This window comes from Mycobacterium sp. 94-17 (assembly GCF_035617725.1).
GTDB lineage: Bacteria > Actinomycetota > Actinomycetes > Mycobacteriales > Mycobacteriaceae > Mycobacterium.
Genome location: NZ_JAPIYN010000005.1, coordinates 114,255 through 139,551 on the forward strand (window position 1 = coordinate 114,255; position 25,297 = coordinate 139,551).

22 protein-coding genes and 2 pseudogenes are annotated in these 25,297 nt (G+C 67.5%); 7 read left to right on the top strand and 17 right to left on the bottom strand.

Going from position 1 to position 25,297, the window contains the following annotated elements:
• Nucleotide 1: 1 nt before the first annotated feature.
• Both OQ789_RS08205 and OQ789_RS08210 read right to left on the bottom strand, forming a co-directional pair.
• Entirely contained in the window at nt 2-442 is a 441-nt protein-coding gene (locus OQ789_RS08205) for an SPW repeat protein (RefSeq protein ID WP_324684851.1), read from the bottom strand.
• A gap of 163 nt (nt 443-605) precedes the next feature.
• A complete protein-coding gene (locus OQ789_RS08210) occupies nt 606-1,259 on the bottom strand; it encodes an O-methyltransferase (RefSeq protein WP_324684852.1) in 654 nt (217 codons plus the stop codon).
• A gap of 207 nt (nt 1,260-1,466) precedes the next feature.
• Here OQ789_RS08210 and OQ789_RS08215 point away from each other — a divergent pair, with 207 nt between their 5' ends.
• Nucleotides 1,467-1,613 carry a metallothionein gene (locus tag OQ789_RS08215; protein ID WP_324684853.1) on the top strand — a complete coding sequence of 49 codons (147 nt, stop codon included), beginning with the start codon at nt 1,467-1,469 and terminating at the stop codon, nt 1,611-1,613.
• Nucleotides 1,614-1,651: 38 nt separating this feature from the next.
• On the opposite strand, the gene OQ789_RS08220 is transcribed toward OQ789_RS08215, so the two are convergent.
• The 4 genes from OQ789_RS08220 to OQ789_RS08235 form a co-directional block, all read right to left on the bottom strand.
• Nucleotides 1,652-3,727 (bottom strand): beta-glucosidase, encoded by a 2,076-nt coding sequence (locus OQ789_RS08220; RefSeq protein WP_324685066.1) that lies wholly within the window; start codon nt 3,725-3,727, stop codon nt 1,652-1,654.
• 95 nt (nt 3,728-3,822) lie between these two features.
• On the bottom strand, nt 3,823-4,335 hold the full coding sequence (locus OQ789_RS08225; protein WP_324684854.1) for a TIGR04338 family metallohydrolase: 513 nt from the start codon (nt 4,333-4,335) through the stop codon (nt 3,823-3,825).
• Nucleotides 4,332-5,081, bottom strand: a complete 750-nt coding sequence (locus OQ789_RS08230) for a DUF2786 domain-containing protein (RefSeq protein ID WP_324684855.1) — start codon at nt 5,079-5,081, stop codon at nt 4,332-4,334. The genes OQ789_RS08225 and OQ789_RS08230 overlap by 4 nt, the downstream gene beginning before the upstream one ends.
• A 138-nt stretch (nt 5,082-5,219) precedes the next feature.
• Nucleotides 5,220-6,044 (bottom strand): lysophospholipase, encoded by an 825-nt coding sequence (locus tag OQ789_RS08235; protein WP_324685067.1) that lies wholly within the window; start codon nt 6,042-6,044, stop codon nt 5,220-5,222.
• Here OQ789_RS08235 and OQ789_RS08240 point away from each other — a divergent pair.
• Both OQ789_RS08240 and OQ789_RS08245 read left to right on the top strand, forming a co-directional pair.
• Nucleotides 6,007-7,141, top strand: a pseudogene (locus OQ789_RS08240) (sigma-70 family RNA polymerase sigma factor). The gene OQ789_RS08235 and the pseudogene OQ789_RS08240 overlap by 38 nt on opposite strands.
• Before the next feature lie 11 nt (nt 7,142-7,152).
• Entirely contained in the window at nt 7,153-8,562 is a 1,410-nt protein-coding gene (locus tag OQ789_RS08245) for an alpha/beta hydrolase domain-containing protein (protein ID WP_324684856.1), read from the top strand.
• Here the strand turns inward: OQ789_RS08245 and OQ789_RS08250 are convergent.
• The gene (locus OQ789_RS08250; RefSeq protein WP_324684857.1) at nt 8,559-9,692 is read right to left on the bottom strand and encodes a dihydrodipicolinate reductase; all 1,134 of its coding nucleotides are present in this window, start codon (nt 9,690-9,692) and stop codon (nt 8,559-8,561) included. The two genes, OQ789_RS08245 and OQ789_RS08250, sit on opposite strands and share 4 nt — an antisense overlap.
• Before the next feature lie 128 nt (nt 9,693-9,820).
• Between OQ789_RS08250 and OQ789_RS08255 the strand changes: the two genes are divergently transcribed.
• The 4 genes from OQ789_RS08255 to OQ789_RS08270 all read left to right on the top strand — a co-directional run bounded on the left by OQ789_RS08255 (nt 9,821) and on the right by OQ789_RS08270 (nt 14,079).
• Nucleotides 9,821-10,645 carry a MarR family transcriptional regulator gene (locus tag OQ789_RS08255; RefSeq protein WP_324685068.1) on the top strand — a complete coding sequence of 275 codons (825 nt, stop codon included), beginning with the start codon at nt 9,821-9,823 and terminating at the stop codon, nt 10,643-10,645.
• Between the two features lie 25 nt (nt 10,646-10,670).
• Entirely contained in the window at nt 10,671-11,396 is a 726-nt protein-coding gene (locus OQ789_RS08260) for a pirin family protein (protein WP_324684858.1), read from the top strand.
• A 57-nt stretch (nt 11,397-11,453) separates the two neighbouring features.
• On the top strand, nt 11,454-12,890 hold the full coding sequence (locus OQ789_RS08265; RefSeq protein WP_324684859.1) for a YhgE/Pip domain-containing protein: 1,437 nt from the start codon (nt 11,454-11,456) through the stop codon (nt 12,888-12,890).
• Between the two features lie 79 nt (nt 12,891-12,969).
• The gene (locus OQ789_RS08270) at nt 12,970-14,079 is read left to right on the top strand and encodes a phosphodiester glycosidase family protein (protein ID WP_324685070.1); all 1,110 of its coding nucleotides are present in this window, start codon (nt 12,970-12,972) and stop codon (nt 14,077-14,079) included.
• 42 nt (nt 14,080-14,121) lie between these two features.
• Here OQ789_RS08270 and OQ789_RS08275 read toward each other — a convergent pair whose 3' ends face one another.
• From OQ789_RS08275 to OQ789_RS08320, 10 genes and pseudogenes are all read right to left on the bottom strand, one after another.
• Nucleotides 14,122-14,838 carry a mammalian cell entry protein gene (locus tag OQ789_RS08275; RefSeq protein WP_324684861.1) on the bottom strand — a complete coding sequence of 239 codons (717 nt, stop codon included), beginning with the start codon at nt 14,836-14,838 and terminating at the stop codon, nt 14,122-14,124.
• Nucleotides 14,805-15,365 carry a mammalian cell entry protein gene (locus OQ789_RS08280; RefSeq protein WP_324684863.1) on the bottom strand — a complete coding sequence of 187 codons (561 nt, stop codon included), beginning with the start codon at nt 15,363-15,365 and terminating at the stop codon, nt 14,805-14,807. Before OQ789_RS08280 ends, OQ789_RS08275 begins: the two co-directional genes overlap by 34 nt.
• Nucleotides 15,362-16,333, bottom strand: a complete 972-nt coding sequence (locus OQ789_RS08285; protein ID WP_324684864.1) for an RDD family protein — start codon at nt 16,331-16,333, stop codon at nt 15,362-15,364. Before OQ789_RS08285 ends, OQ789_RS08280 begins: the two co-directional genes overlap by 4 nt.
• Nucleotides 16,330-17,096: pseudogene (locus OQ789_RS08290) on the bottom strand (Mce protein). The gene OQ789_RS08285 and the pseudogene OQ789_RS08290 overlap by 4 nt, the downstream one beginning before the upstream one ends.
• Nucleotides 17,066-18,616, bottom strand: coding sequence for an MCE family protein (locus tag OQ789_RS08295; RefSeq protein ID WP_324684865.1), 1,551 nt, complete (start codon nt 18,614-18,616; stop codon nt 17,066-17,068). The pseudogene OQ789_RS08290 and the gene OQ789_RS08295 overlap by 31 nt, the downstream one beginning before the upstream one ends.
• A complete protein-coding gene (locus tag OQ789_RS08300; RefSeq protein WP_324684867.1) occupies nt 18,610-19,779 on the bottom strand; it encodes a virulence factor Mce family protein in 1,170 nt (389 codons plus the stop codon). Before OQ789_RS08300 ends, OQ789_RS08295 begins: the two co-directional genes overlap by 7 nt.
• Nucleotides 19,776-21,389 carry a virulence factor Mce family protein gene (locus tag OQ789_RS08305; RefSeq protein ID WP_324684869.1) on the bottom strand — a complete coding sequence of 538 codons (1,614 nt, stop codon included), beginning with the start codon at nt 21,387-21,389 and terminating at the stop codon, nt 19,776-19,778. Before OQ789_RS08305 ends, OQ789_RS08300 begins: the two co-directional genes overlap by 4 nt.
• Complete coding sequence (locus OQ789_RS08310) at nt 21,386-22,951, bottom strand: MCE family protein (protein ID WP_324684870.1); 1,566 nt, start codon at nt 22,949-22,951, stop codon at nt 21,386-21,388. The genes OQ789_RS08305 and OQ789_RS08310 overlap by 4 nt, the downstream gene beginning before the upstream one ends.
• Complete coding sequence (locus tag OQ789_RS08315) at nt 22,948-23,988, bottom strand: virulence factor Mce family protein (RefSeq protein WP_324684871.1); 1,041 nt, start codon at nt 23,986-23,988, stop codon at nt 22,948-22,950. Before OQ789_RS08315 ends, OQ789_RS08310 begins: the two co-directional genes overlap by 4 nt.
• Nucleotides 23,985-25,292, bottom strand: a complete 1,308-nt coding sequence (locus OQ789_RS08320; RefSeq protein ID WP_324684872.1) for an MCE family protein — start codon at nt 25,290-25,292, stop codon at nt 23,985-23,987. Before OQ789_RS08320 ends, OQ789_RS08315 begins: the two co-directional genes overlap by 4 nt.
• Between the last annotated feature and the right edge of the window lie 5 nt (nt 25,293-25,297).

A 25,297-nucleotide genomic window follows, 5' to 3' on the forward strand; every position in this document is an offset into this window, starting at 1 on the left:
ATTATGCGTGCGTGCCCGCGGCGCGGGTACGCATGCCGAAGTAGGTCGCGTTGAGGCCCAATACCGTCAACAGCGCACCCGCAACGACATTCGACCAGGTCGTACCGGCGCTCATCGCGACGCCCGGCAGGACCCACGTCGAGACGATGACCCACACGCCCAGCACCGGCAGCGTCCAGGTCATGCCGTGCGCGCGGTCCAGCGTCGTCGCGAACCCGTAAGCCAAGAACGCCGCCGCGATCCCGACGATCAGGTCGGACGTGGCGAGCGATGCCGTGGCGCTGAATCCGACGATCCACGGGGACGCGGCCACATACAGTCCCGTCAGCAGGGCGAGACCGAACGTGAGATGCGCGCTCGTCGACTCGGCGACGCGATCGTAACGCGCACGCAGGGCCAACAAATCGGGATGGTGATCGATTGATGAATGGACTGTACTCATTTCGTGACCTTTCTGTTATGCAGCAAGCTCGTTGTGCGGCAAGCACTATGCGCCGTACTGCACCCATCCATCTGGCGTCAAGGTTACGCCCGCCGACATGGGCCGGCAACGAAATCGTCAGTCCGGCAGGGCCGCCCGGGCCGGCCACATAAGGCCCCGGCGCCTACCGCACCAACGCGAAGGCGAAGCCGTCCCAGTGCTTGGCGCCCACGGTCTGGATCACCGCGGTGTCCAGCCGCGGGTGTTCGCCCATCGCCTCCAGTGTCTGGCGCACCGCCCGCGCTTGAGCGTTGGACTCCGGATCCAGGATCTGCCCCTGCCGAATCACGTTGTCCGCCACGATAACCGCGCCGGGGCGGGCCAGCCGCACCGCCCACTCCAGGTACGCGGGGTAGTTCTCTTTGTCGGCGTCGATGAAGATCAGGTCAAAGGGACCGTTCACCGTCGGCAGCGTGTCGAGAGCCGCTCCGACGATCACCTCCACCCGGTCGGCAAGGCCGGCCCGCTGCAAGTTGGCGCGCGCCACCTCGGCGTGCTTGGGCTCGTATTCCAGCGTCACCACCCGCCCCTGCGGGCCGGCGCCGCGCGCCAGCCAGATGGTGCTGAAGCCGCCCAGCGTGCCGAGTTCGAGGATGCTGCGCGCGCCGATGGCGCCGGCAAGCAGGCTCAAGAATTTCCCTTGCTGCTCCGAGACCGCAATCGGCGGCAATCCCGCCGCACTGCTGGCCTCCGCGGCCGCGCTCAATGCCGGATCGGCGCCCCCCACGACCCTGTCCAAGAATGCGTCGATGTCTTTGGGGGTTGGTGTTTCGGCCATGGCGCCCACAGTAGTCGGGTCGGCGCCGTCGCCGAGCGTCACGCCAGAGTGACCGTCGCCACCGAGTGTCACGCCAGAGTGGCGCCCGGCGAGCAATCGCTAGCCTCGGCCGGCGCGACCGTTGGCATATACCCATGGGGGGTATATAGTGGGGGTGCGGTCGACCCGTACCGCAAGAGTCACCACAACGAGAAAAGGGTGAGTTACATGGCAACTTACGAGGCCGGGACCGAACTGACCTGCGGCCACGAAGGCTGCGGCTGTCGCGTCCGCATCGAGGTCCCCTGCCACTGCTCGGGTTCCGGTGCCCCGTACCGCTGCACGTGCGGCGACGCGCTGACCCCCGTCAAGTAACGGGTGGGGCCGGTCGTGCGTTCGGGTGCCCGTGTGGCTCAACGCCCGAACGTACGACCGGTCAGCTCGGCCGTGGCGTGCAACCGCATCGCGGTTGCTGAGGCGCCCACCGCCGCCGTATAGGCGCCCGGGCGGATTCGCCAGCTTTGAACGCCACCGTCGTACCGGGCAAGCAGCCGCGCATCCGCCTCGAGGAGCACGCGGTGGGTAGCTCCAGGCTCGAGCTCCACCCGCTCGAATCCCAGCAGCCGTAGGCACCGTTCGCCCGCGGCGGCCGTCAGATACAGCTGAGCCACGTCCGCCCCGGCGCGATCGCCTACATTGACCACGTCGAAACTGGCGCTGAGGGTTTCGCCGCCGCTGACCACCAGGTCGCGATAGTCAAACCTGGTGTAGGACAACCCATGGCCGAATGCGAACATCGGATCGTGACCGTGTCGGGCGAACCAGCGGTAGCCGACGTCGGCTCCCTCGGAGTAGTCGATCGTGGTGGGCGTTCCCCACCGTTCGTCGACATCGGGCAGCCGCGGGCGGGGGGTCTGGGCCAGATCGGCCGGGAAGGTGATCGGCAGCCGGCCCGACGGATTCACCGTTCCGGTGAGGATCTCCGCGATCGCCCGTCCACCGGCCTGGCCCGGAAACCACGCCTGCACAATGGCATTCACCGATTTGCGCCATGGCATCGCCACCGGGTTGCCGGTCTCGAGCACCACCACGGTATCCGGATTCGCCGCCGACACCGCCGCGATCAGCTCATCCTGACCCCAGGGCAGCGAGAGGTCGGCCAGGTCGAAGCCCTCGCCCTCCGCACGGACCGCGAACACGATCGCGACGTCGGCGCCGCGCGCGGCCCGCGCCGCCTCGGCCGGGCTGATACCGGGATCGAACTCGAACCTGGCCTGCGGTAACAGGTTTCGCAAAGCGGTGAGCGGACTCGAGGGCAGCAGGTACAGATTGCGCAGCCCGGCCTCCAGGCCCGTGCCGCCGATCGGGACCACGCCCGCGTATCCACCGGCCGGAACCACGGTGCTGGAACCGTACCCGGCCGGCACACCCACGTGCGCGTGCCCGCCGATGACGGCGATGCGAGCGCCCGGCTCGGGCGCCAACGGCAACAGCCCCCGGTTGGTCAGCAGCACCGCTCCCTGCCGCGCGATCTCCAGCGCAATCTTGTTGTGCGCGGCCACGTCCGGTGCCGGTGGCGCGTCGACGCGGTCGGCGCCGACGGCGAACACGGACCGCAGGATCCGGCGAACCATGTCCGACAGGCGCTCCTTGGTGAGTCCGCCGCCGGCGTACGCGTCACGTAATGGAGCACCGAAGCACTCGTCCTGCCACAACAGCGCGTCGAACTGTGCCCCGCACTCCTGGTCGAGGCCGGCTAGGGCGCACCGCCAGCTCGGCGTTCCGCCCCAATCCGACATGACCCAACCGCGGTAGCCCCAGGCGCCCTTCAGCACGTCATTGATCAGCACGGTGTTCGCCGCGGCGTGCTCCCCGTTTATTTTGTTGTACGCGGCCATCACGGCGCCGGGTTGCGAGCGCTCGATAACCAATTCGAATGCCAGCAAGTCGGATTCGCGGTGTGCGTCGGGATCTATGACGGCGTCCAGGAAGTGCCTGTTGGTCTCGTTACAGTTCAGCGAGTAGTGCTTGACCGTCGAGACCACCCCGTGACGCTGGATGGCGTCGACCTGCTCGGCCACCATGCTTGCGGTCAAAAGCGGGTCCTCGGAATGGTATTCGAAATTGCGGCCGTTGCGTGGGTCGCGGGTCAGGTTCATCGCGCCGGCGAGCTGCACGTTGAACCCGCGGCTTCGCGCCTCGACGCCGATCACCTCACCCGCGGACCGGGCCAGCGCCGGATTGAAGCCGGCCGCCAGCGCCAGACCGGCGGGCAGCGCGGTGGCCGTATCGCCCGGACGGAAACCGGGATTGGTAACACCCAAACCGGCATCGCTCATCAGCAGTGCCGGCACACCGAGGCGGGGAACGCCCGGCACGTATCCCGCACTCATCGGCGTGCCCTCGGGGATGCGCTCGTCGCGCACCGGCCACATGTCGCAGGCCCCCATCACCGAGACCAGCAGTGCGAATCGTTCGTCGTCGGTCATGCGGGCTTCGACCTCGCCAGCCCGCGCGTCGGGATCGAACCGCCCGGCAACTCCCCCAGCATTAGAGCGGCCCGCATCGTCACCGAAGGGGGCGCTCACCGCACACCCTCTTTCGCGTAGACCACGCGCAGCACGTGCCCCAATTCCGGTCCCATCACCAGCTCGGTCAACTCACAGATCGTCGCAACGAACTCGCGCCCGTGCGGCGGGTCGGCCTGGCATAAATGATGCGCCAGTTCGTGCAGCACCACCAGCTCGCGCAGCGCCCAGTCGGCGGTGTCGCGATCGGGAACGGCGATAACGCCTGTCCCGTCCTGGTTTTCGTAATGTGCCGCGCCGGCGGCGCGCCGTCCCCGCACCCGCAGCGGCGACACGTCCGGCCACCGCTGCCGCACCGCCGGCAACGCCAGCACGTCGTCCACGTATCGCTGTGCGGAGGCCACCGAGCCGAATCGACCCTCCGGCGGCAGCGTCAGCTGCGTGCCGAAGAACTCCACCACCGGTGAACCGTGCTGGGCGGCACGGTCGAACAGCGTCCGGACGAACTCCTCGGCCGCATAGACCCTGGAGCGTTGAGAATCCCGCCGAGGGGGATTCCCCGCGCTCACCCGCTCAGCGCGCTGCGCGCCCCGGGAAGTTCGGGACTGTTGCCGAGCCGTGCCCGCTTGCCGGCCCGATCCCCGGCGCGCCGCGCCGCCGACGAATACCCCGCCGACGCCCGGCTGGCCTGCCAGGTGCCGCGCGCCTTGGACGCGCCGCGGTAGTAGTCCACCAGCTCGACCTCCTTGTCCCGCAACGCGATAGCGGTACCCGGCGACCGGTGGCGGTCCCGGGTGGCTTCCTGGCGGGCCTGCTCGCGGGCCTCGGCCAGCCGCAGGCCGACGCGTGCCCCGAACGCGAGCTGAAAATTGAGCCGGGCGGTGATCGTGGGCGTAGGACGGTGCGCGCCCGAGGCGAGGTAGGTGTCCGACGCGCGCACCATCTGGACGACCAGGCTGGCGTACAGGGCGTGGGTGGCGTCGATGTCCTCGACGAACCCGTACGCGTACACGAACGTCGAATTCGAGGCCACGTCGCAGCGCACGTCGTTGGCCGCGGCGATCACCACGAACAACTGCACGTACGTGCGTAACCCCTTCGTGCCGGCCGCCCCGATCGTGATGGTGCGCTGCGTCGGCGTCTGCGCCGCCGAGCGCTGGGCCGAGTGGGAGCGCGCCACCGCAAGGTCGATGGACGCGGCCGTCGCGAGCCGCTGCGCGGCGGACATGAACGCGTCGGCCTCGTGGGTGTTGTCGGTGCCCTCGGCCTGACGCAGCAGCGCGGCGATACGCACCAGCATCTTGTCGTCACTCATGGCGCCACTCCTCCCCATCGCTTCGCTCTGCATCGTCGCCGGCGCGACTCATGGCGCCACTTCTCATCGCTTCGCTCTGCATCGTCGCCGGCGCGATTCATGGCGCCAACCTACGGGAGCCGACCGACAACCCCCACCTCACAACCGGGCGGTGATCCAGGTGACCACGTCGTCGAGCACCTGCTCGCGCTCGGGCTCGTTGAAAACCTCGTGGTAGAGCCCCGGATAAACCTTCAATTCGACGTCGCTGGACCCCACGCACTCGACCAGGCGCCGACTGCCCGCGACGGAGATCAGCCGGTCCTGCTCACCGTGCACTACCAGCAGCGGCGCGGTCAGCGCCGGTGCCCGCTGCGGCATGGTCTCCCCGACCTGCAGCAACGCGCGACCGATGCCGGCAGGCACCTTGCCGTGGTACACCAGCGGATCGTTCTTGTAGGCGGCCACCACGGCGGGGTCTCGGGAGATGGCGTCGACGTCGAGCTCCTGCACCGGCAGTCCGGGCGCGATCGCCCCGAGCACCTTGGCGGCCGCCGCCAGCAGGGGCGAGACCTCATCCTGGGCCGCCACCGCGGGCCCCGACAACACCATCAGGTCGTAGTTGTCCGGGCGTTCGACGCCGTAGGCGAAGACGATTCCGCCGCCCATGCTGTGCCCCAGCACGATGCACTTGAGGCCGTGGTGCTCCCGGGTGGCGATGCCGACCAGGGTGTCGAAGTCGTGGGTGTACTCGTGGATGTCGCGCACCAGCACCCGCTTGCCGCCGGAGCGGCCGTGCCCGCGATGGTCCAGCGCGTAGGTCGCCAGGCCGGCCTCGCCGAAGCGCCGGGCGACGTGGTCGTAGCGGCGGGCGTACTCGCCGAGACCATGGGAAAGCACCAGAACGGCTCGCGGGGCAGTGTCGGGTGTCCAGACGTCGTACACGATGCGCACACCGCCGAACCCGTCGAAACTGCGTTCGATCCGGTTCACTTGGAGGTCCTAGTCATTACGGGCAGCGTAATCGCTGCTGATGCAGGCCGTCTGACCAGACACTGCGTAGGCTCTTGCGGATGAGTCTTCTCGCCCAAAACGCTGAAGGTGATTCGGTGGCCGGCGAGCACTTCTCGGCGCACGCCGAACCGTATCGGCGCGAACTGCTGGCCCACTGCTATCGCATGACCGGGTCACTGCATGACGCGGAGGATCTGGTGCAGGAGACCCTGCTGCGGGCCTGGAAGGCCTACGAGCGATTCGAGGGCAAATCCTCGATCCGGACCTGGCTGCATCGCATCGCCACCAACACCTGCCTGACCGCGCTGGAGGGAAGCGGGCGCAGACCGTTGCCGGTGGGCCTGGGCGCGCCGAGCTCCGACCCGACCGCCGAGTTGGTGGAGCGTCGCGAGGTGCCGTGGCTGGAGCCACTGCCCGAGATCACCGAACATCCTGCCGACCCGTCTGTCGTCGTCGGGGCGCGCGAGTCGGTGCGGTTGGCGTTTGTCGCTGCGCTGCAACACCTCTCGCCACGACAACGGGCGGTGTTGCTGCTGCGCGACGTGCTGGGCTGGAAGGCCGCCGAGGTGGCCGATGCGGTCGGCACCACCACGACCGCCGTCAACAGCCTGCTGCAGCGCGCCCGGGCGCAGCTCGAAGAGGTCGCGCCGAGTTCCGAAGACCCACTGGTGCAACCGGATTCGGCGGAAGCCCAGGACCTGTTGGCGCGCTATATCGCCGCCTTCGAAACTTACGACATCGACCGACTGGTCGAGCTGTTCACCGCGGAGGCGATCTGGGAGATGCCGCCGTATACCGGCTGGTATCGGGGCGTGGGAGACATCATCACCCTCATCCACCAGCAGTGCCCGGCGCAGGGCGGTGGCGACATGCGCATGTTGCCGCTGACCGCGAACGGCCAGCTCGCCGCGGCCATGTACATGCGCGTCGGCGACGTCCACGTTCCGTTCCAGTTGCATGTGCTGGATGTGCAGGGCGGCAAGGTATCCCACGTGGTGGCCTTCCTCGACGACGCGTTGTTCGCGAAATTCGGGCTGCCCGGTTCGCTGCCCGCGGGTCAGGGATAGGATGGTTGCGCATGACCGATGGCATCCAGGTGACACCCATCCCCGGCAAGCCTGCGCTGCTGCTGAGCGCCTTCGACCTGGCCGAAGTGGGCTACGTCGCCGAGGAGTTCCTCGTCTCGGCCACGGCGTCTCGCTACGATCCGGTGGGCGAGCCGGGCCCCGACGGCCGCTGGGACGTAACACCCTCGGGCACGACCGATTACACCACCCGGGTCGTGGCGCTGACGCCGTCCGACCCGGCCCGCTTCAACGGAACCGTGCTCGTCGAGTGGCTCAACGTCAGCGGCGGCATCGACGCCGCTGCGGTGTGGATGATGGCGGGTCGCGAAATCCGGCGCTCCGGCTACGCCTACGTCGCGGTCTCGGCACAGCGCGTGGGAGTCGAGGGCGGCGAGAGCCTCATGGCGACAGACCTTTCCCTGAAAGCCCAAGACCCGCAACGGTATGCGGCCCTGCACCACCCCGGTGACGCGTTCTCCTACGACATCTTCACCCAGATCGGCGGGCTCATCAGGGGCGGCGCACACGGCGCCATCCTTCGGGACCTGCCCGCGCAACGCGTGATCGCGCTGGGCGAGTCCCAGTCCGCGATGTTCCTCACCACCTACATCAACGCCGTCGACCCGCTGGCCTGCGTCTACCACGGATTCCTGGTGCACTCGCGGTTCGGCCCGGCCGCCCCACTGGACGGCAGCTCGATATTCGATGAATCCGTTGCGACGCAACCGGTTACATTCCGCCCCGAGCTGCGGGCGCCGGTGCTGACGGTCATCACCGAGACCGATGTCATCGGCGGTCCGCGTGAGGGCTACTACTTCGCCAGGCAGCCCGACAACGAGCGGCTGCGGGTCTGGGAGATCGCCGGTGCCGCCCACGCCGACAACTACACGATCCAGGTGGCCTTCATCGACAGCGGCTCGGCACCGCTCGAGGCCATCGTGGCCGGGTACGCGCCGACCAACGTGTTGATGGGCCAACAGCTGGCGCACCACATCAATTTCGGCCCGCAGCACCATTACGTCGTGCAGGCGGCGCTCTCGGCGCTTAACGCCTGGGTGGGCACCGGCGCGCCTGCGCCGGACGCGGAGCCGCTCGAGGTCCGCGAAAACGCCGGGCCGCATTTCGTTCCGGACGCCAACGGCATCGCCCGGGGTGGCATCAGGACCCCGTGGGTGGATGTGCCGATCGCCAGGACGTCGGGCGTGGGCGGCCAGGAGAGCATCATGTCGGCAATCTTCGGGTCCGCAGAGCCGTTCGACGCCAACACGATTCAGCGGCTCTACCCAGGGGGCCGCACCCAATACCTGGATCGCTTCACCGCGGCCCTCGACACTGCGATCGGTGCCGGGTTCATCCTGCCCACCGATCGCGCCGAGATCCTGCAGCTGGCCGCCGCAATGTATCCCGGCGATCGCGCTTAGAACAGCCGGCTGTCCGGCGAGGGGCCCGGCACCGGACGCACCAGGCCGGTCCCGGTGATCAGCGGCAGATCCAGCGCGGACAGCAGTCCGGGCGGGGCCGCGCACACCGCGGGGATGGCGTTGACCATCCGCGACGAGCCGGCGATGCGGGCCCCCAGGTCGTGGTCCGCGTCCTCGGCCATCTCGAATTCGCAGCGCATGCTCGGCGAGCCCTCGATCTCCACCCGGTACAGCCCCTGTCCGGACGCCGGCCCGTAGCCGAGGTCCTTGGGCGCGATGGAGATCCGCGGCTGCGGCCAGTCCGGAGCGATGTCATCACGCATGCGGGTGACGTGGTCGAGCACGAAAGTCGGCTTCCCGTCGACGTAACCGGTGAGCGTCGAGCGCATCGCGGCGATGGTCCCGGCCGCGATGTGACCGGTGGGGGTGTCGAAGGACTCGGTGGCCGGCATCCGCTCGTTGCTCTCCTCGATGTCGTCGATCTTGACGCCCAGCCCGGCGGCCAGCTGATGCAGCACCGGGCCCCAGCCGAAGGTGAAGATCCCCGGCTGGGCCGCGAAGGCCGGGTAGTCGGGCTGCTGGCCGAATCCGAGGATCTCGTAGACGGCGGATTTGTCAGGATAGGTCGCGTAGTTGAACATCTCGGTCACCCGCACCGACTCGATCACCCGAGAGACGCCGGTAAGTAACAGTGGCAGAACGTCATTGGCGAACCCGGAGTCGATGCCGGTGGTGAAGAACGACACCCCGGCGTCCAGCGCGGCCTGGCGCAGCGGGTCGGTGAACGCCGCGTCGACCGCGTCGGGAAACACCAGCGGCACCACCGAGCACGACACCACATTCTTGCCGGCCCGAAGGATCGACACCATGTCCTCGACGGCCTCCAGCGGCCGCAGGTTCGCCCCGGCCGCATACACCACCACGTCGGCGTCGCCGGCCAGCAGGGCCGCTGGATCCTGGGTAGCCGCCACGCCGACGGGTGCGATGCCGCACAGCTCTCCCGCGTCGCGACCGGCTTTCGCGTCGCTGTGCACGACGACGTCGACCAGTTGCAGCTCAGGATGGTCGATCACCCCGCGCAGGGCGATCACGCCCATCGAACCCGGGCCCCATACTCCGACCTTGAACACGACGATCTCCTAATATTAGGACTTGCATTCTTGTATTTTGGACGGATCGTAGGGAGGTAGCGGTGGCCACGTCAATGGCGCGGGACCACGACGAGTCGGCCGCCAAGTCACCCCCCACCGCCCGGGTGATGGATATCCTTGCCGCCCTCGCGGATTCGCCAGACGGGCGGATGTCTGCCGAGCTGGCCAAGAACTGCGCGATCAGCACCTCGACCTGCGCCCTGGTGCTGGCCGAGCTGGAGCGGCGGGCCTGGATAGCGCGCCGCGACGATCGCCGTTACGTGCTGGGCAGCGGGTTGTTCGCGCTGGTGCACGGCCTGCGCGAGCAGTTTCCACTGCTCGACCGCGGGCGCGATGCGCTGCGCTTCCTGCACGACACGCTCGGCGCGGGCTGCTCGATGTCACGGATCGGCGCCCGGCATTTGACCACCGTCGACACGGTCGGCCATGGCACCGACGGCGCACACGCCGTGGGGCAGCGCTTCCCGATCGACCCGCCGTTCGGTCTGGTCGCGATGGCGTGGCGCGACGACGGCTTCGTCGAAGCGTGGCTGCATCGCGTGACGCCGAGACTTACCCGCGCCGAAATCGCCGAACACCAGCGGGTGCTCGCCGATATTCGCGCCCGCGGGTACGGCGCATGGCGCTTCGACGACACACACCGGTCGCTGCACACCCGGCTGGCCGACGTGCTGGCCTCGCTGGAGCCGACGGCTCAGGTCACCCGGCAACTCACCACGTTGATGACCATGGTGACGCTGCAGTCGGTCACCGATGTTCTCGAGATAGACTTGGCTGCAACGGAATTCGTTGTCCTGCCGATATTCGGCCATGGCGGCCAGCCGGAGTACCAGATCGAGATCCACCTGGGCCGTGCCACCGGGCTGACCCTGCCCGCACTCGACGCGGCGCTTCGGCACGCCCAAGGGCTGCTCACCGCGGCGGTGCCCTGAGGCGCCGGACGATTAGGCTGGGGCGATGCCGGGGACTGCGGAGATCAGGGATGCGGCGGCTCGGGCCGTCACCAGCACCCCGTGGCTGACGTCGCGGCACTCGTTCTCCTTCGGCGATCACTACGACCCGGACAACACACATTTCGGGCTGCTGCTGGTGAACAATGACGACATCGTTGCTCCGGGAACGGGATTCGACACCCATCCGCACCGCGACATGGAGATCGTGACCTGGGTGCTGCGCGGGCAACTGGCGCATCACGACTCCGCGGGAAATCGCGGGGTGATCTATCCCGGCCTGGCGCAACGCATGTCGGCCGGCAGCGGGATCCTGCACTCCGAGCGCAACGACTCCCCCAGTGAGCCGGTCCATTTCGTACAGATGTGGGTGGCCCCCGACAAGGCCGGGGTCCCGCCGAGCTATCAACAGCACGAGATCGACGAGCGGCTGCTGGCCAACCGCCTTGTGACGATCGCCTCAGGCATCAACGCGCACGAGGCCGCGATCACCCTGCACAACCGCGACGCCGCGCTGCACGCGACGCGGTTGGCGGCCGGCGCGGCGGTGAGCCTTCCGCGCGCCCCCTACCTGCACCTTTTCGTCGCCAAGGGCCGGGTCGGCGTGGAAGGAGTCGGCACGGTGGGCCAGGGCGATGCGGTCCGATTCACCGACGCCGACGGCCGGCGCGTGTCGGCGGGCGAGCCGTCGGAACTGCTGATCTGGGAGATGCACGCGAAGCTGGGTGACTGAGGCCATAGAGGGCCGGGGTCGCAGCCCATAGAGTGGGCACGACAGACAGGAGTCGGCATGCCTCACTCGCACCCGCAGCACGCGGCGCCCAACCCCAACCGGAACATCAAGGCGATCCGCACCGTGCGGTTCTGGGCGGCACCCCTGGTGATCACGGTGGCGCTGATGTCGGCGCTGTGCGCGCTCTACCTCGGCGGCATTTTGAATCCGAGCACGAACCTGCGTCACTTCCCGATCGCGGTGGTGAACGAGGACGCCGGTCCCGGAGGCGCTCAGATCGTCGACCGCCTGGTCAACGCGCTGGACAAAGACAAGTTCGACGTTCGCGTGCTCTCCGCCGGCGAGGCCAAACACCAGCTGGACACCGGCCGGGTGTACGGCCAGGTGCTGATCCCGCCGAGCTTCTCGTCGAAGTTGCGGGACTTCGCCACCAGCGCGGTGCTGCCGACGCGCGCGGACCGGCCGTCGATCACCGTGTCCACCAATCCGAGGGCAGGCACACTCGGCGCGAGCATCGCCGGGCAGACCCTCAACTCGGCGATGGTAATTGCGAACAATATTGCGGGCCAACGGGTTACGGCGGAAGTCGCCGCGCAGACCGGCGGCGCGTCACTGGTCGGGGCGGCCCAGGTGGGCCTGAGCGCCCCCATCGACATCCAGTCGAACGTCTACCACCCGCTGCCCAACGGCACCGGCAACGGCTTGTCCGCCTTCTACTACGCGCTCTTGCTGCTGCTGGCCGGATTCACCGGCAGCATCGTGGTCAGCACGCTGGTGGACGCGCTGCTCGGTTACGTGCCGGCCGAATTCGGCCCGGTCTACCGGTTCGCCGAGCAGGTCAGGATTTCCAGATTCCAGACCCTGCTGCTGAAGTGGGCCATGATGGTGCTGCTGGGGCTGCTGACCTCGGCGGTGTACCTCGCGATCGCCGACGGGCTGGGCATGCCCATCGAGCACAGCTGGCAGTTGTGGGCGTTCGGCGTCTTCGCGATCGCCGCGGTGGGCATCACATCCAGTTCGCTGCTCTCGGTGCTGGGCACCGCCGGAATGCTGGTCAGCATGCTTATTTTCGTGATCCTCGGGCTGCCGTCGGCCGGCGCCACCGTGCCGCTGGAGGCCACGCCGCCCTTCTTCCGCTGGCTGGCCGAGTTCGAGCCGATGCACCAGGTGTTTCTCGGCGCCCGGTCGCTGCTGTACTTCGGTGGCCATGGCGACGCCGGTCTGAGCCAGGCCCTGACCATGACGACGATCGGCCTGGTCATCGGGCTGGCGCTCGGTGGCATCGTCACGCACCTCTACGACCGCAAGGGCTTTCACCGCATTCCGGGCGCGGTCGAATTGGCGATAGCCCAGGAGCACCAGGCGCAGCATCAGGCCCGCCGCGGCAAGCACGTGGAACCGACCGAGCCGGCCGAATCCGAGAGCGCCGAATCCGAACCGGCCGAGTCCGAGCCTGCCGGATCCGAGAGCGAAAGCCCAAGCGAGCAACCGTAATTCACGTGTAGCCCCGCCGTCACCGCATCGTTATCGATGTTGACAGTGTGACTCGTGAGACTGATGATGTTCGTGTTGCATCCAGTTCCGGGCGGAAAGGGCTATCGTGCTGACCCGACGCGCCAGCTTCCGCCGGCTCGCGGCGTGCTGCGCCGCCGTCATTGCCTGCGTCACGCTGGCCGTCACCTCCGGACAACCGCTCGCCCTGGCCGCCGACGGCCGCGACCTGTTGGCCAACGCCATCGGTAGCACCCGCGGTTCCTACCTGGTCTACAACTTCGGCCCCGGCCATCCGGCACCGATGCTCAACGCGGGCGGCAGCTGGTACGAGATGAACAACGGCGGCCACCTGATGATCATCAAGAACGCGGCGGGACGCCTGTCGCCGCACCTGCTGGTCGACACGCACCGCGGCGATCAGGCCCGCTGCGAGAACAACCCCGGGGCCCGCACGGGCGAGGGCCTCTGGCAGGCCTCGGAGCTCTACGCACCGCTTCAGGCCTGGCAGCGCATGGGCCAGCCGACCATCGCGATCAACGCCAACTTCTTCGACGTGCGCGGACAAAAAGGCGGCTCGTGGCGGCAGACCGGCTGCAGCTCGCCATTGGGCGCCTTCGTCGACAACACCCAGGGTCAGGGCCGCGCCAACCAGGCGGTCACCGGCACCGTGGCCTATCCCGGCAAGCAGGGCCTGTCCGGCGGCGGAGAAAGCTGGAGCGCGCTGACGACCATGATCCTGCCGTCCGGCGGTGCGCCATATGTGGTGTGGCCCAAGACAAAGAGCGACTATGACGCCGCCACTCCGGTGGTCGCCGACCTGCTCAACAAGAACGAGAGGTTCGTCGCGGTCTCGGGCATCGGGCTGCTGGCGCCCGGCAACACCGGCCAGCTGCACGACGGCGGTCCCAGCGCGGCCCGAACCGCGCTGGCGTACTCCAGGCAGAAGGACGAGATGTACATCTTCGAGGGCGGCAACTACACCCCCGACAACATGCAGGACCTGTTCCGCGGCCTGGGCAGCGATAACGCCGTGCTGCTCGACGGCGGTGGGTCCTCGGCGATCGTGCTGCGCCGCGACACCGGGGGCATGTGGGCCGGCGCGGGATCACCGCGAGGGTCGTGCGACACCCGGCAGGTGCTCTGCGATTCGCACGAGCGCGCGCTGCCCAGCTGGCTGGCGTTCAACTAGCCACGGCCACAACGATTTACGTTGCGGCAGAAGGCGCGGCGGCTAGACTTTCGGCGTCAGATCCAGCGAAGTGATCGTGGTCATCCTGGTCACCAGCCAACGGCTGTGCGATCGCTTCAGGAACAGCCGGTAGGACAGGTACTTCAGCGACGGGACGTTCTTGGTCAGCGGGCTGGTGGAGGTCGTGTTGGTGTAGACGATGACCACGGCGTTGGGGTCGTCGAGCGATTCGACAGCCGCGCCGGTGACCTCGGTGTTGTTGGTGATTTTGGCCTGCTTGTTGGGGGCCACGATCGCGTCGACGAATTTGCGGTACTGCGCTTCGAAATCGCCGCTCAGGTAGCGGGATGCGCGGTCGGCGAGCGTGTCCATGTTTTCCGGCGTGTACGTCCACAGCGTGGTGATCGCGCTGGCCGCGGTCCGCGCGATGTTCAGTTTCGTTGCGTCGGTGGCGCGGTCGGCCAGATATGGCTGCACCATCGCGCCCGCGAACGCGGCGGATCCGACGAACAACAGCGCGGCGATCAGCGCGACGACGGCCCAGACCTTGCCGGCCCGCCGCTTCTTCTGCGGGGCGGCGACCGGCGCCGCGCCGGCGGCCTTCCCATTGTCGCCGGCCTCGGATTCCGTTGCCGCTTCGGCTGTTTCGTCGTCCGGCTGCACGCCGCCGACCGTTGCCGCCTCGGTCGCCTCGCCTTCGGGGACGGTGGCGTTCTTCTCGACGGTCACATCACCTGCTGCAGGCTGCTGATCTTCCACTGGTTCCCTTCCTGCGTCGCGGTTGCCGCCCATCGGTTGGTGTTCTGCACTACCTGCTTTTCATCCGGCGACTTGGTGGTGATCGCCGTGGCCACCATGACATTGGCGCTGCCGTCGTCGTTCCATCGCTCCAGGCCTGCACCCAGGACGCTGCCGGTGGCCGGTTCGGCCCGGGCGACCTGCAGGAGGATCTCATTGGCGTTCTTCTCGTACTGCTTGGCGAAATCGCCGGTCGCCTGGGCCAATACCATGTTCACGTAGTCGTTGGCGTGAAACGGATCGATGGAGACGAACTGCGTCATGAAACCCGAAACGTAGTTCAGCACCTCGCGGTCCTTCGACGCGGTCCGCACCCGGGACTCATGCGAGGCGAACATCAGCGCGCAGGCGGTGATCGCCGCCACCATGAGCACCGCGGTGGCCGTGCCCGCCAACGGCGCCATCCATCGACGCTGCGCCCCGGCCTCGACCGGGCGTGCGACGAGCAGTGGTAGCTCGTCGGGCGCAAACCTGCGGCGGGGACTCATCGACCACTCCCGGGCTGTGTCGGCTTGGTCAGCACGTTGAGATCGTCGACGCGCCAAGCGTTTCCGGCGCTCTTCGCGAAGTTCACCCGCACGGTGGCGCTGATATAGCGCTGTTCGGGCCCGGTACCGCGCCGGCCCTGCATGAACAGCAACATCGTCGCGCGATCCGGGGCCGCCGATTCGATCGAGCTGTTGGTGACCCAATATTCGTTGATGATGGGGTGCGCCTTCTGTACCAGGTCCTGCTGGGCGGCCAGTTGGGACCGATATTTGTCGGTCGCCAGCGACAGCGCCCGCGCGAAGTCGTCGTGCAGCGACGCGGGGTCATAGGTCAGCATCTGGGCGACCATCTTCGGCCCCTGCGTCGCGATCTGGGCGCGAGTCTGGTCGGTTGCCCGGTCCGCGGAGTAGACCGCGAAATAACTCACCGCGGCGCCGGCCAGGCAGAGCGCCCCCGCGCTCGACACGGCGACCGCGCTCCACCGCCGGATGTGCGCCGGCATCTGGTCCGGCGCGAGACCGCGCACTTCGGTGCGGGTCAACATGTCGGCGAAAGTACGACGGCGCGAATCCCAGAGCGGCCAAAGCCATCCCACGATCGACGCGGTGTCGAGCAGGTGAACGACGTCCCGAAGCAGCAGGGTCCACGGTCCTGGAGAGGCACCGGTGCGTTGCGTCACCGCGATGCCCGCCATCGCGCGGCCCAGGCTCCAGCCCGTGATCACCGGCAGCAGCAACCGGTTGGCTAAAACCACCAGGATGACGATGCCGAGAACGGAGATGGCCAGCCACCACCACACGCCGTGGGTCGGCACGGTCCCGAGGACCAACGCCATGGTGATGATCACGGCGATGCCGGGCAGCACGTCGACGACGACCGCGCCGACGCGAGAATGCCAGGGCGCCAAGGCTTCCCGCGATGAAACCCGGCTTGCCGTGGGGGCAGTCTGTTCGACCACCACCGTCACTTCGTCACCTGGTCGAGCTTGGAGATTTTGTACTGCCCCTCGGCGAAGGCCATTTTCACGCGCAACCGGTAGCCGGCCTCGCTCTGGTTCTGGTCGCTGGCGACTTTGACGCGCATCGCGACAAGGACGTCGATCGAACCGTCGGGGTTGTTGCGTTCGACGGCCGCGCGCACATCCGACACCTGAACGTGGACGTTCGCGGCCTGGTAGGCCTGCACCAGCATGCTGGTGTAGAGCAACGCCTGCGAGCGGAACACGTCGGTGCCGCATTCGACGATCTTCTGCTCGCTCGCGGTCATCGCATTGGTGTCCGGCGCCTGCGTCGCCGACACGCACTCCACCGCCGCCTTCAGCGCCGCGGCGTCGTTGCGGGCGATACCTTGGCGTTGATGATGGCGGTGCAGCGCAAGTACACCACCCACCCCGACAACCGCGGCGCACAGCACCAGCACCGCCGCGATGGCCGCCAGCCAGCCGCGGCCCACCCGGGACGGACCGCGCGATACGGCCACGCCGGCCTCGCCCGGCGCCGCGTCACCCTCGGCGGCGCCGTCGGGCTCGGACCGGACGGCGTCGACGCCGGCATCGGCGTCACCGTCGGCAACACCGTCGGTGGATTCCGTCCGATCCTCGGAGGCGTCCTCTGGACCGGTTTGGCCGGCTCCGGTCTCGGGTGCCGTCGAATCCTCGTCCTTGTCCTGCGTGGTCAACGAATCGTCCGTGTCGATGGGTTCAGCCGGCTGGTGCCAGCATCTCCTTCCATCCATCGTCTCCTGTTCTGGTCGAGTTCTCGACGGAGTATTTAACGCCGTCTGGCCCTACCAGTTCACCGCTTTGGGGACTGTAGATCGCCGAGGGGGGCCCGCTGGGCTTGTAGACACAGGGGTTGGGCTGCTGGCCATTGCACTGCACCGTACCCGACCCCGGTCGGGTCAACGGATCGCTGGTGGGCGGGGGTGTGCCCGCGACCCGGTCCGAGGGTGCCGGGTTCAGCCCGTTGTTCACCGACGGAGCGGGGATCACCATGCCGGGCTTCACCGGCTGGTCACACCGCGCCGCCGGCGCGGGGCAGGTCAGCGTCTGGTTGGGGTCGCCGTACCAGGGGTTGGTACCCGCCGGCACATACGGCTTGGGGTCGCGGCATTCGCGCGGCGTCGCGGCCCGCTTGCCCGGAATGTCCGTACACGGGAGGTTGCGCGACCCGCGCACGCTGTTGGCCGGAGTGTCCATCGGGATCTTGCAGTACGTGCCCGTGGGTAGCGGCTGAATGCTGGTATCGGCCGGTGACCGCCACTCCGAGGCCGGGATGAAGCCGGTCAGGCAGGGCGGCGGCTGGTTGATCGACAGCGCCAGGTCCAGAGCGGCCATGTTGGGGAACGGCGCGGCCACCGTCTGCGCGATGGACGCACCCTGCGGCAGGAACACGAGGACCTGCTCGACGCCGGTGTGGTAGCGCTTGAGCAGGTCGATGACCACCTCGAGGTTGGCCAGCGTCTGCGGCAGCGTATCCCGCACGTCGTTGAACACCGAGTTGACCTGGTCGGCCGTCGGCGCCGCCTGGCGCAACACGCTCTTCAGGTGTTGGTCTTCCCGCGCGGTCTGGGCGCCGAGCCTGTTCAGGTTGCGCGCCCAGCGCTCGATGTTGTCACCCGATTTGACCTGGCTGTCCAGCACCGGGCCGGAGTTCTGGATGATGTCGTTGACGTCGGTCATCTGGTTCTTGAAGTCGCCGACGATCGCCTGCGTGGCGTCGACCAACCGCTGCAGGTTGGGACCCAGCCCCCCGACGGATTGCGCCGTCTCGTCGAGCAGCTGGCCGAGCTTCTCCTTGGGCAGCACCGCCAGCCCGCGGTTCGCCGTATCCAGCGCCGGCCCGATCTCGGCGGGCACGGTGCCCTTCGTGATGGTCTGCCCCTCTGCCAGGTACTTGCCGGGACTACCGGTCGACACCAGGTCCAGGTACTGCTCACCGACGGCCGAGACCGAGTGCACGTTAGCCGTCGCGTCGACCGGGATCTTGTAGTGACTGTCGATGCTCATCGTCGCCAAGGCGCCGCGTTCAGTCGGTTCCACATCGGTGACCTTGCCGATGGTGATGCCGCGATAGGTGACGTTGGCCGTGGGATACAGCCCGCCCGATGCCGGCAGGTCAGCCTTCAGCGTGTAGCGGCCGATGCCGGCCAGGCTCGGGATCTGCAGGTAGTAGATCCCGAGCACCAGCAGCGAGATGACGGTCAGGATCCCGAAGGCGATCAGCTGGCGGCGAATGAAGGGAGTCAGCAATTCCTGTCCCCCCTTTCCACCAGAGGTCCGCCCGGCGCGTCGTTCGGGTTCGGCGTGTAACGCACGTCGGGGATCATCGTCTCCGGGTCGCGCCCGAAGGACTGCTCGAGCGCCCGCAGGGCTCCCGACAACCCGGTTCCGGTGAGGAACGCGTTGTCGACGGCGCTGTAGGTCAGGTCGAGTGTCAGCGAGATGTTGATGTAGTCACCGCGGAAGATCTTCGGGACCGTGTCGATGTCGAACGGCTGGGTGAGGATCAACTTCAGGGCGCCGATCAGGTACGGCGAGGCCTTGCCGAGCTCCTTCAGCGGGCACTGCAGCGCCTGCAGGTCGGTGTGCAGCGGCCCGCGCGCCTCCGACAGATACTGGTCGGCGGCCTGGCTCAGCCGTCCCACCGAATCGGTGGCGTTGATCAGCAGGTTCTTGGTGTCGGAGAAATGCTTGATCAGCGGCGGGATGTCGGTGAGCACCCGGTCCAGGACGTCGGCGCGGCCGCCCACGTAGGTCAGCAGCCGGTTGGTCGAGTCGATCGCGTGCGTGATGTCGTCGCGCTGCTCGTTGAGCTGGCTGGTGAAGGTGTCCAGCTTGCCGAGCAGAGCCCGGATCTGTTCGCCGCGGCCGTTGAAGATGTCGTATACCTCGTTCTGCAGCACCTCCAGGTTGGGGATGCCGCCGCCGCGCATGATCAGAGCCAGGCTGGCCAGCGTCTGCTCGGTGGTGGGATACGAGGTCGAGTTCTTCAGCGGAATGGTGTCGCCATTCCTGAGCGGTTCGGACGACGGGTTCGGCGGCGCGGCGAGCTCGACGTGCTGGGAACCCAGCAGCGAGGTCTGGCCGATCCTGGCGACGGCGTTCTTGGGCAGCTTGGTTTTCTTGTCGATGCCCAGCGTCAGGGTGGCTATCCAGTTCTTCAACTGGATGTTCTTGATCGAGCCGACGAACACGTCGGCGACCAGCACCTTGCTGTTGCCGTTGATGGCCAGGGTGTCGGGCACCTGCACATAAACGGTCATGGCCCCCGAGCCGCTGCCGGGCCCGCCCGGGATCGAGACGTTGGAGATGCCTTTCCAGCCGCACGAGCTCAGCACCATCGCGGTGATCAGCAGGGTCAGCCCTTGCCACGCCCGATGGCGAATGACACTCGCGCTCGTCGCCCGCCTCACTGGCCACCTCCAAAGTCAGCGGGCGCCGCCGGGCCACCCGCGTTCGGCGCGGGTGCGGACACCGGCGCCGGTGTCGGGGCGACGGGACCCGGGATCACGCCCGGCCCCGGCGGCGGGGGCTGGATCGGCACCGGCGCGTTCAGGCCCATGGGCGGCAGGATCGGGTTCTCGTCGTAGGCGTTCGGCGGACCCGGCGGTGTCTGCAGGTTGGACTGAACCGGCTCGATGTTCGGTCCGCCCATCAACTCGTTCAGCGACTCCGGCGTCATCAGACCCGCGGTGATCGGACCGACCTGCTGGCCCTGCATGCCCGGGGCGACGATCCAGCCCGGCTGAGTGTTGCGGTGCGACGTCGGGGTGTCCGGCACCCAGATGCCAGGAACGGTGGTGTCCTTGTATCCGTTCGGCGGGTGCAGCCGATCCTCCGAGTACGCGACTTCCTTGGGCAGCGTCTCGGCGGTGCTGAACAGGTTCAACCCGAACGGCGGGTAGTTGAACTTGATCGCGTCCAGGATCGGCGCGAGGTATTGCGCGCACAGTTCGGCCGACTCTTGGTAGCCCAGCCTGCTGCCGGCCTGGATTGCACTACAGATGAACTGCATCGGGTTGGCGAAGTTGGTGATCGACGGGATGGCGACCACCGAACCGTGCGACGGGTGATAAATCTGGTTGATGTTCGCCGCGGCGGTCGGCAGCACGTGCAGCGCGGTCTCGAGCCCGTTCAGCGGATCCGGTTGCAGCAGCGCGTTCGTCGCGGTCTCGAGGTTGTTGACGTCCTGGGTCAGCACCCCGCGGTTCTGATCCAGCCACGGACGCACGGTGGTGAGCAGGCTGTCGAACTGGGAGATGGCGTTGGCCAGGTCGCCGTCGGAGTGCGCGAGCCGGGTGGTGAAATCGGCGAGGTTCTGGTTGAGCGCGACGAACTGCTGGTCGTCGTTGTGCAACGCGTTGACGAACAGCGCCAGGCTGCGCACCACCGCGAAAAAGTCGCCGCGGCCCTCGTTCAACGCGGTCAGCGCCGCAGAGAGGTTCGTCAGAGTGGCGTTGAACTGCTTGCCCTTGCCGGCCAGCCCATTGGCGAACGATTCGATGACCTCACCGAACGGACCCTTCGGCTGCTCGGGTGTCGGGCCCAGCTTGGAGATGATGTTGGTGATGCTGTTGCGCAGCTGGTCCCACTCCACCGGCACCTGGGTGCGCTCTTCGGGGATCACCGCGTTGTTGCCCAGCACCGGACCGCCCTTGTAGGCGGGCTCCAACTGGATGGCCCGCGACGCCACCAGGGTGGGGTTGAGAATCACCGCCGAGGCGTTGGCCGGAACGCGGTACTGGTTCTCGTAGTGGAACGTCACCTTCATCTTGTCGCCGACGGGCTCGATCTTGTCGATCGCACCCACCCGCAGGCCCATGATCTGGACCTTGTCGCCCGGATACAGCGCGTTCGCCGCCGGGAAGTAGGCCACCACGGTGTTGTTGGTCAGCTTCTCGTACAGCCGCCACCCGACGTAGCCGACGACGAGTGCCAGGATCACCACCAGCGCTCCGATGATCACCGATGCCCGCGACAGCTTCGGCAGCCGCAGGTTGCGGATATCAAAGATGGTGCTCAATTCTGGCTACCTCCCCCCGCTGCGCCACTGCCTCCGGCTCCGCCGGGGTTGATGAACGGTGCGGGCAGCTGGTTGCCCGGCCCGGGCGGTGCCGCCGGTCCCGGCGGGAGCCCCGGCGCGAACGTCGACGGCGGCGGCGGCGGTCCGGCCGGTGCGAGGTTCTCGGTGCGCGCACCCGGCGGTGCCTGCGTCGGCAACGGGACCGGCGTGCCCGGGACGTCGGGTGCCGGGGCGCCCGGCCGGCCCGCGATCGGGATGCCCGGCGTCGGCGGCAGGCCGGCCGGGTTAGGCGGCGACGTCATCACGTCGACCGGCGCCGGGAAGCCCGGCCCACCGAACGGCCCCGACACCGCACCCGCGCAGGGCAGTGGGTTGTCCGGGCGGGGCAGCCCGTCGGCCGCCGGCGTGTACGAGCAGGGCGATCCCGGCGGCACGGCCGGACCCGGGTGATCGGGCGTGCCCTCGAGCACGGGCGGTGCCGGTGGCGGCGCGCCGTTGGGGAACCGGGTGCCGTTGGGGTCCGGGAACCGGTAGGCCGGCAAGCCCGCACTGCGCCAGAAGTCCTCCGGATCGATGCCGCGCTTCTTGAAGGCGGCGTCGACCCAGGGCTGCGAAATCTGGTACAGGGCCAGGTTGTGCAGGACCACCTTGAAGAACGGTCCCGAGGCGATTGCCTCGTTGAGCGACGGCAGGAACTTGCCGACCTCGGTGAGGCCGTCGGCCAGGTCATCCTTGCGCTGCACCAGGATGTCGCTCACCGTGCGCAGCTGTTCGAGCACGTGGTTGAGGTTCGGGTTGTCGTTGATCAGGCCCTTGACCTGTTCGGCGAACGCCGCGATGTTGCCGAGCAGAGCATTGATGGCCTGGCCGCGTTCGTTGAAGGCGGCGATCAGCGTCTTGGCATTGACCAACAACCGGTCGACCTGATCGCTGCGATTGCCGAGGATGCCGGCCACCTGGTTGGCCTGGGCGAGCAGGTGCTTGACCTCTTCGTCGCGCTTGCCGACGGTCGCGGAGAACTTCTCCACCCCTTGCAGCGCCGGGGTCAGGTGCGGATAGGTCTGGTCGATGGTCTGCGACAGCACGTGCAGTGACTGCTTGACGGTGTCGATGTCCCAGCCCTGCGCGGCCTTGGTGACATCGAAGAACGCGTCATAGATCTGGTAGGGCGTGGTGCTCTGCCCCACCGGCAACGTCCCCCCTGGCCGCAGCGTTTGGTTGCCCCGCGGCTCGAGTTCGAGGACCTTCTTTCCGAGGATGGTGTCGGTCTTGACCGCGATCCGGCTTTCGGTGCCGAATTGCGCAGTGCCGGCGTTGAATTGGATCGAGATGTGATCGCCTTCGATCTTGATGCCCTCGATCTTGCCTACGTCTACGCCGGCGATGCGCACCTTGTCGCCTTTGCTGATGCCGCCGGTATCGGCGAACTGCCCGTAGTAGTGGGGTTTGGCCATCAGCATCGGCACGCTGGTGAAACTCTGGCCCACGCCGATCACCAGCAGCGTGACGATGATGCCCATCAGGCCGATGCGCATCCGGTTGGGTGGTTCCAGGGTTCTCATTGCGGCGTGCACCTACCCGTCGGCTGCTGGAACAGCCGGACCGTGCGGACCGGACCGCCGGCCTGCAGGCCATTGATCTTCAGGGTGATGTCGCAGGCATAGAAGTTGACGAAGTCCCCGTAGGACCCGATGGCACGCCCGATCATGTTCAACGCGGTCGGCACCTTCTTGAGGTAGTCCTGCAGTTGGTCTTGCTGGTCGATCAGCGGCTGCTGCACCGCGTCCAGGTAGTTGATCGTCTTGTGCAAGAGGCCGCGGTCCTCGGCCAGCAGGTCGGCCACCGTGCCCGCGGCGTTGCTGATGTGGGCGGTCCCCCCGGCCAGTTGGTCACCGTGGTCCTTCAGACCGGTGATCAACACCTCCAGGTTGTTGATGGTCTGGTCGAACTGCTGCCGGTGCCGAACAGCCGTGTCCAGCACGGTGTTCAGGTTCTTGATCACCTCGCCGATCGCCTGGTCGCGCTCACCGAGCTGGCTGGTCAGCTGCGCGGTGTTGTCCAGGATGTCGTTGATGGTGCCGCCCTGCCCCTGGAACACAGTGACCAGGCTCGTCGCGATGGTGTTGACCTTCTGTGGATCGAGCGCCCGGAACAGCGGCTTGAACCCACCGATCAGGGCGTCGAGGTCGAGCGCCGGTTGGGTACGCGCCAGCGGGATGAACCCGTTGGGCGACAGGACCTTGTCGGCGCCTTCACCTTGACCGCGCTTGAGCTCCAGGTAGCGGTTACCGATCAGGTCGAGGTAGCGGATCTGGGCGGTCGTCGACTGGTACAGCGGGATCGAGCGGTCGACGTTGAATTTCACCCGGGCCCGCTTGCCGCCGTCGATCAGCTCGACCTTGTCGACCTTCCCGACCTCAACCCCCGACGCACGGACGAACTGCCCCGCGCGCAGGCCGCTGACGTTGCTGAACTCGGCCGAGTATGCGTTGGTGCGGTCGAAGCGCATCTGACCGAACACCACGATGATCATCACAGTGAAGATCAGCAGCACCACCGAGAAGATGCCGAGTTTGACGAGGGTTCCGGTGATTTTCATGGGTTGATCGTGTTATCCCCTACCTGGCGGCCCCAGACATACTCGATCGCATACGGCGATCCGGTGTCCAGGTGGTTGTACGGCGCAAGGCTGTTGCCGGAGTCCATCACCAGCTCCGGCGCGGGCCACAGGTCGTGGGTGAGTGGTTGCCAGCAACCCGGCGCACCGCCGGGGCCGCCGCGCGCGTTTATCCGCGGCAGGTTCTCGGGATAGATGTAGGGGTTGGGCGCACCACCGACCAGGCCGGCCGTGGCACCGAGCCCCAGCGTCAGCGCGGCGACCGCGACCAGGGACAGGGGATTCGCGACCAACCCCAATCCGGACAGTGCCTCGGTGTGGGCGACCAGCGAGTAGCCGTTGCCGCCCAGGAAGGACGAGGCTTTGGGCTCGATGTCGTGGTAGTTGCGCACGGTGCAGAACAGCTCGGGGCTGTAGGTGTCCAGCAACTGAGCCGTGGGCACCAAATCGGCGGCGCCGCGCGCCAGATACGGCCCGCCCTTGTTGAACAGGTCCGCACCCGTGTTGCCGAACCCGGCCGCCGACAGCAGTGCCTGATCCAGATCCTTCTGCTGGGCGTTGATGGTGCGCGAGGTGATCACCGCATTGTTCAAGAAGTCGAACAGATCCGGCGCCGCGTTCGCATACGTATCACCCAGCGCCGCCAACCCCTGAATGTCCTTGCGCGCCTGCGGCATCTGCGGGTTCACATCATCGAGCAACACATTGGCGTTGGTCACCGACCGGCCGAACTTCTCCCCCAGCCCCGCCAGCGACTGCGCCGCCGCACTCAACGTGAGATTCAGCTTGACCGGATCGACTTTCTCCGAAATCGACGTGATCGTCTGGAACAAGGTATTGATCTCGGTGGTCACCGACCGCGCGTCGATCACGGTGCGCGTGGAGATCTTCTGCGGCGACGGGTTGGCCGGCGTCGTCAGCGACACGTATTTGCCGCCGAACACCGTCGTCGCCTTGATGTCGGCGTTGACGTTCGACGGAATCAGCTTCAAGTACCGGGGATACACCTCCAGCGTGAACTTCGCCGCGGGCTTGCCGTCGTGCGAGGTCTCTGCAATCGATCCGACGCGGCCGATCTCCACGCCGTTGTAGGTGACCTTCGAACCCGGATCCATCACCAACCCGGCGCGCGCCGCGAGCATGGTCAGCTGCGTCTTGGGGGTGAAGCTGCCCCGGAACTGCCCGTAGATAAGGGCTAACGCCAGCGCGAAGACGACCAGGAGCGCCACGCCGGCCAGCTTGTACGGCGGGGTCCGCGGGGCGTTGGTCTGAATCGGTTTGGCCATGGCGA

Coding starts and splice junctions, on each gene's coding strand:
- OQ789_RS08205 (WP_324684851.1), bottom strand. CDS start 442: ATGAGTACAGTCCATTCATCAATCGATCACCATCCCGATTTGTTGGCC.
- OQ789_RS08210 (WP_324684852.1), bottom strand. CDS start 1,259: ATGGCCGAAACACCAACCCCCAAAGACATCGACGCATTCTTGGACAGG.
- OQ789_RS08215 (WP_324684853.1), top strand. CDS start 1,467: ATGGCAACTTACGAGGCCGGGACCGAACTGACCTGCGGCCACGAAGGC.
- OQ789_RS08220 (WP_324685066.1), bottom strand. CDS start 3,727: ATGACCGACGACGAACGATTCGCACTGCTGGTCTCGGTGATGGGGGCC.
- OQ789_RS08230 (WP_324684855.1), bottom strand. CDS start 5,081: ATGAGTGACGACAAGATGCTGGTGCGTATCGCCGCGCTGCTGCGTCAG.
- OQ789_RS08245 (WP_324684856.1), top strand. CDS start 7,153: ATGACCGATGGCATCCAGGTGACACCCATCCCCGGCAAGCCTGCGCTG.
- OQ789_RS08255 (WP_324685068.1), top strand. CDS start 9,821: ATGGATATCCTTGCCGCCCTCGCGGATTCGCCAGACGGGCGGATGTCT.
- OQ789_RS08260 (WP_324684858.1), top strand. CDS start 10,671: ATGCCGGGGACTGCGGAGATCAGGGATGCGGCGGCTCGGGCCGTCACC.
- OQ789_RS08265 (WP_324684859.1), top strand. CDS start 11,454: ATGCCTCACTCGCACCCGCAGCACGCGGCGCCCAACCCCAACCGGAAC.
- OQ789_RS08280 (WP_324684863.1), bottom strand. CDS start 15,365: ATGAGTCCCCGCCGCAGGTTTGCGCCCGACGAGCTACCACTGCTCGTC.
- OQ789_RS08310 (WP_324684870.1), bottom strand. CDS start 22,951: ATGAGAACCCTGGAACCACCCAACCGGATGCGCATCGGCCTGATGGGC.
- OQ789_RS08315 (WP_324684871.1), bottom strand. CDS start 23,988: ATGAAAATCACCGGAACCCTCGTCAAACTCGGCATCTTCTCGGTGGTG.
- OQ789_RS08320 (WP_324684872.1), bottom strand. CDS start 25,292: ATGGCCAAACCGATTCAGACCAACGCCCCGCGGACCCCGCCGTACAAG.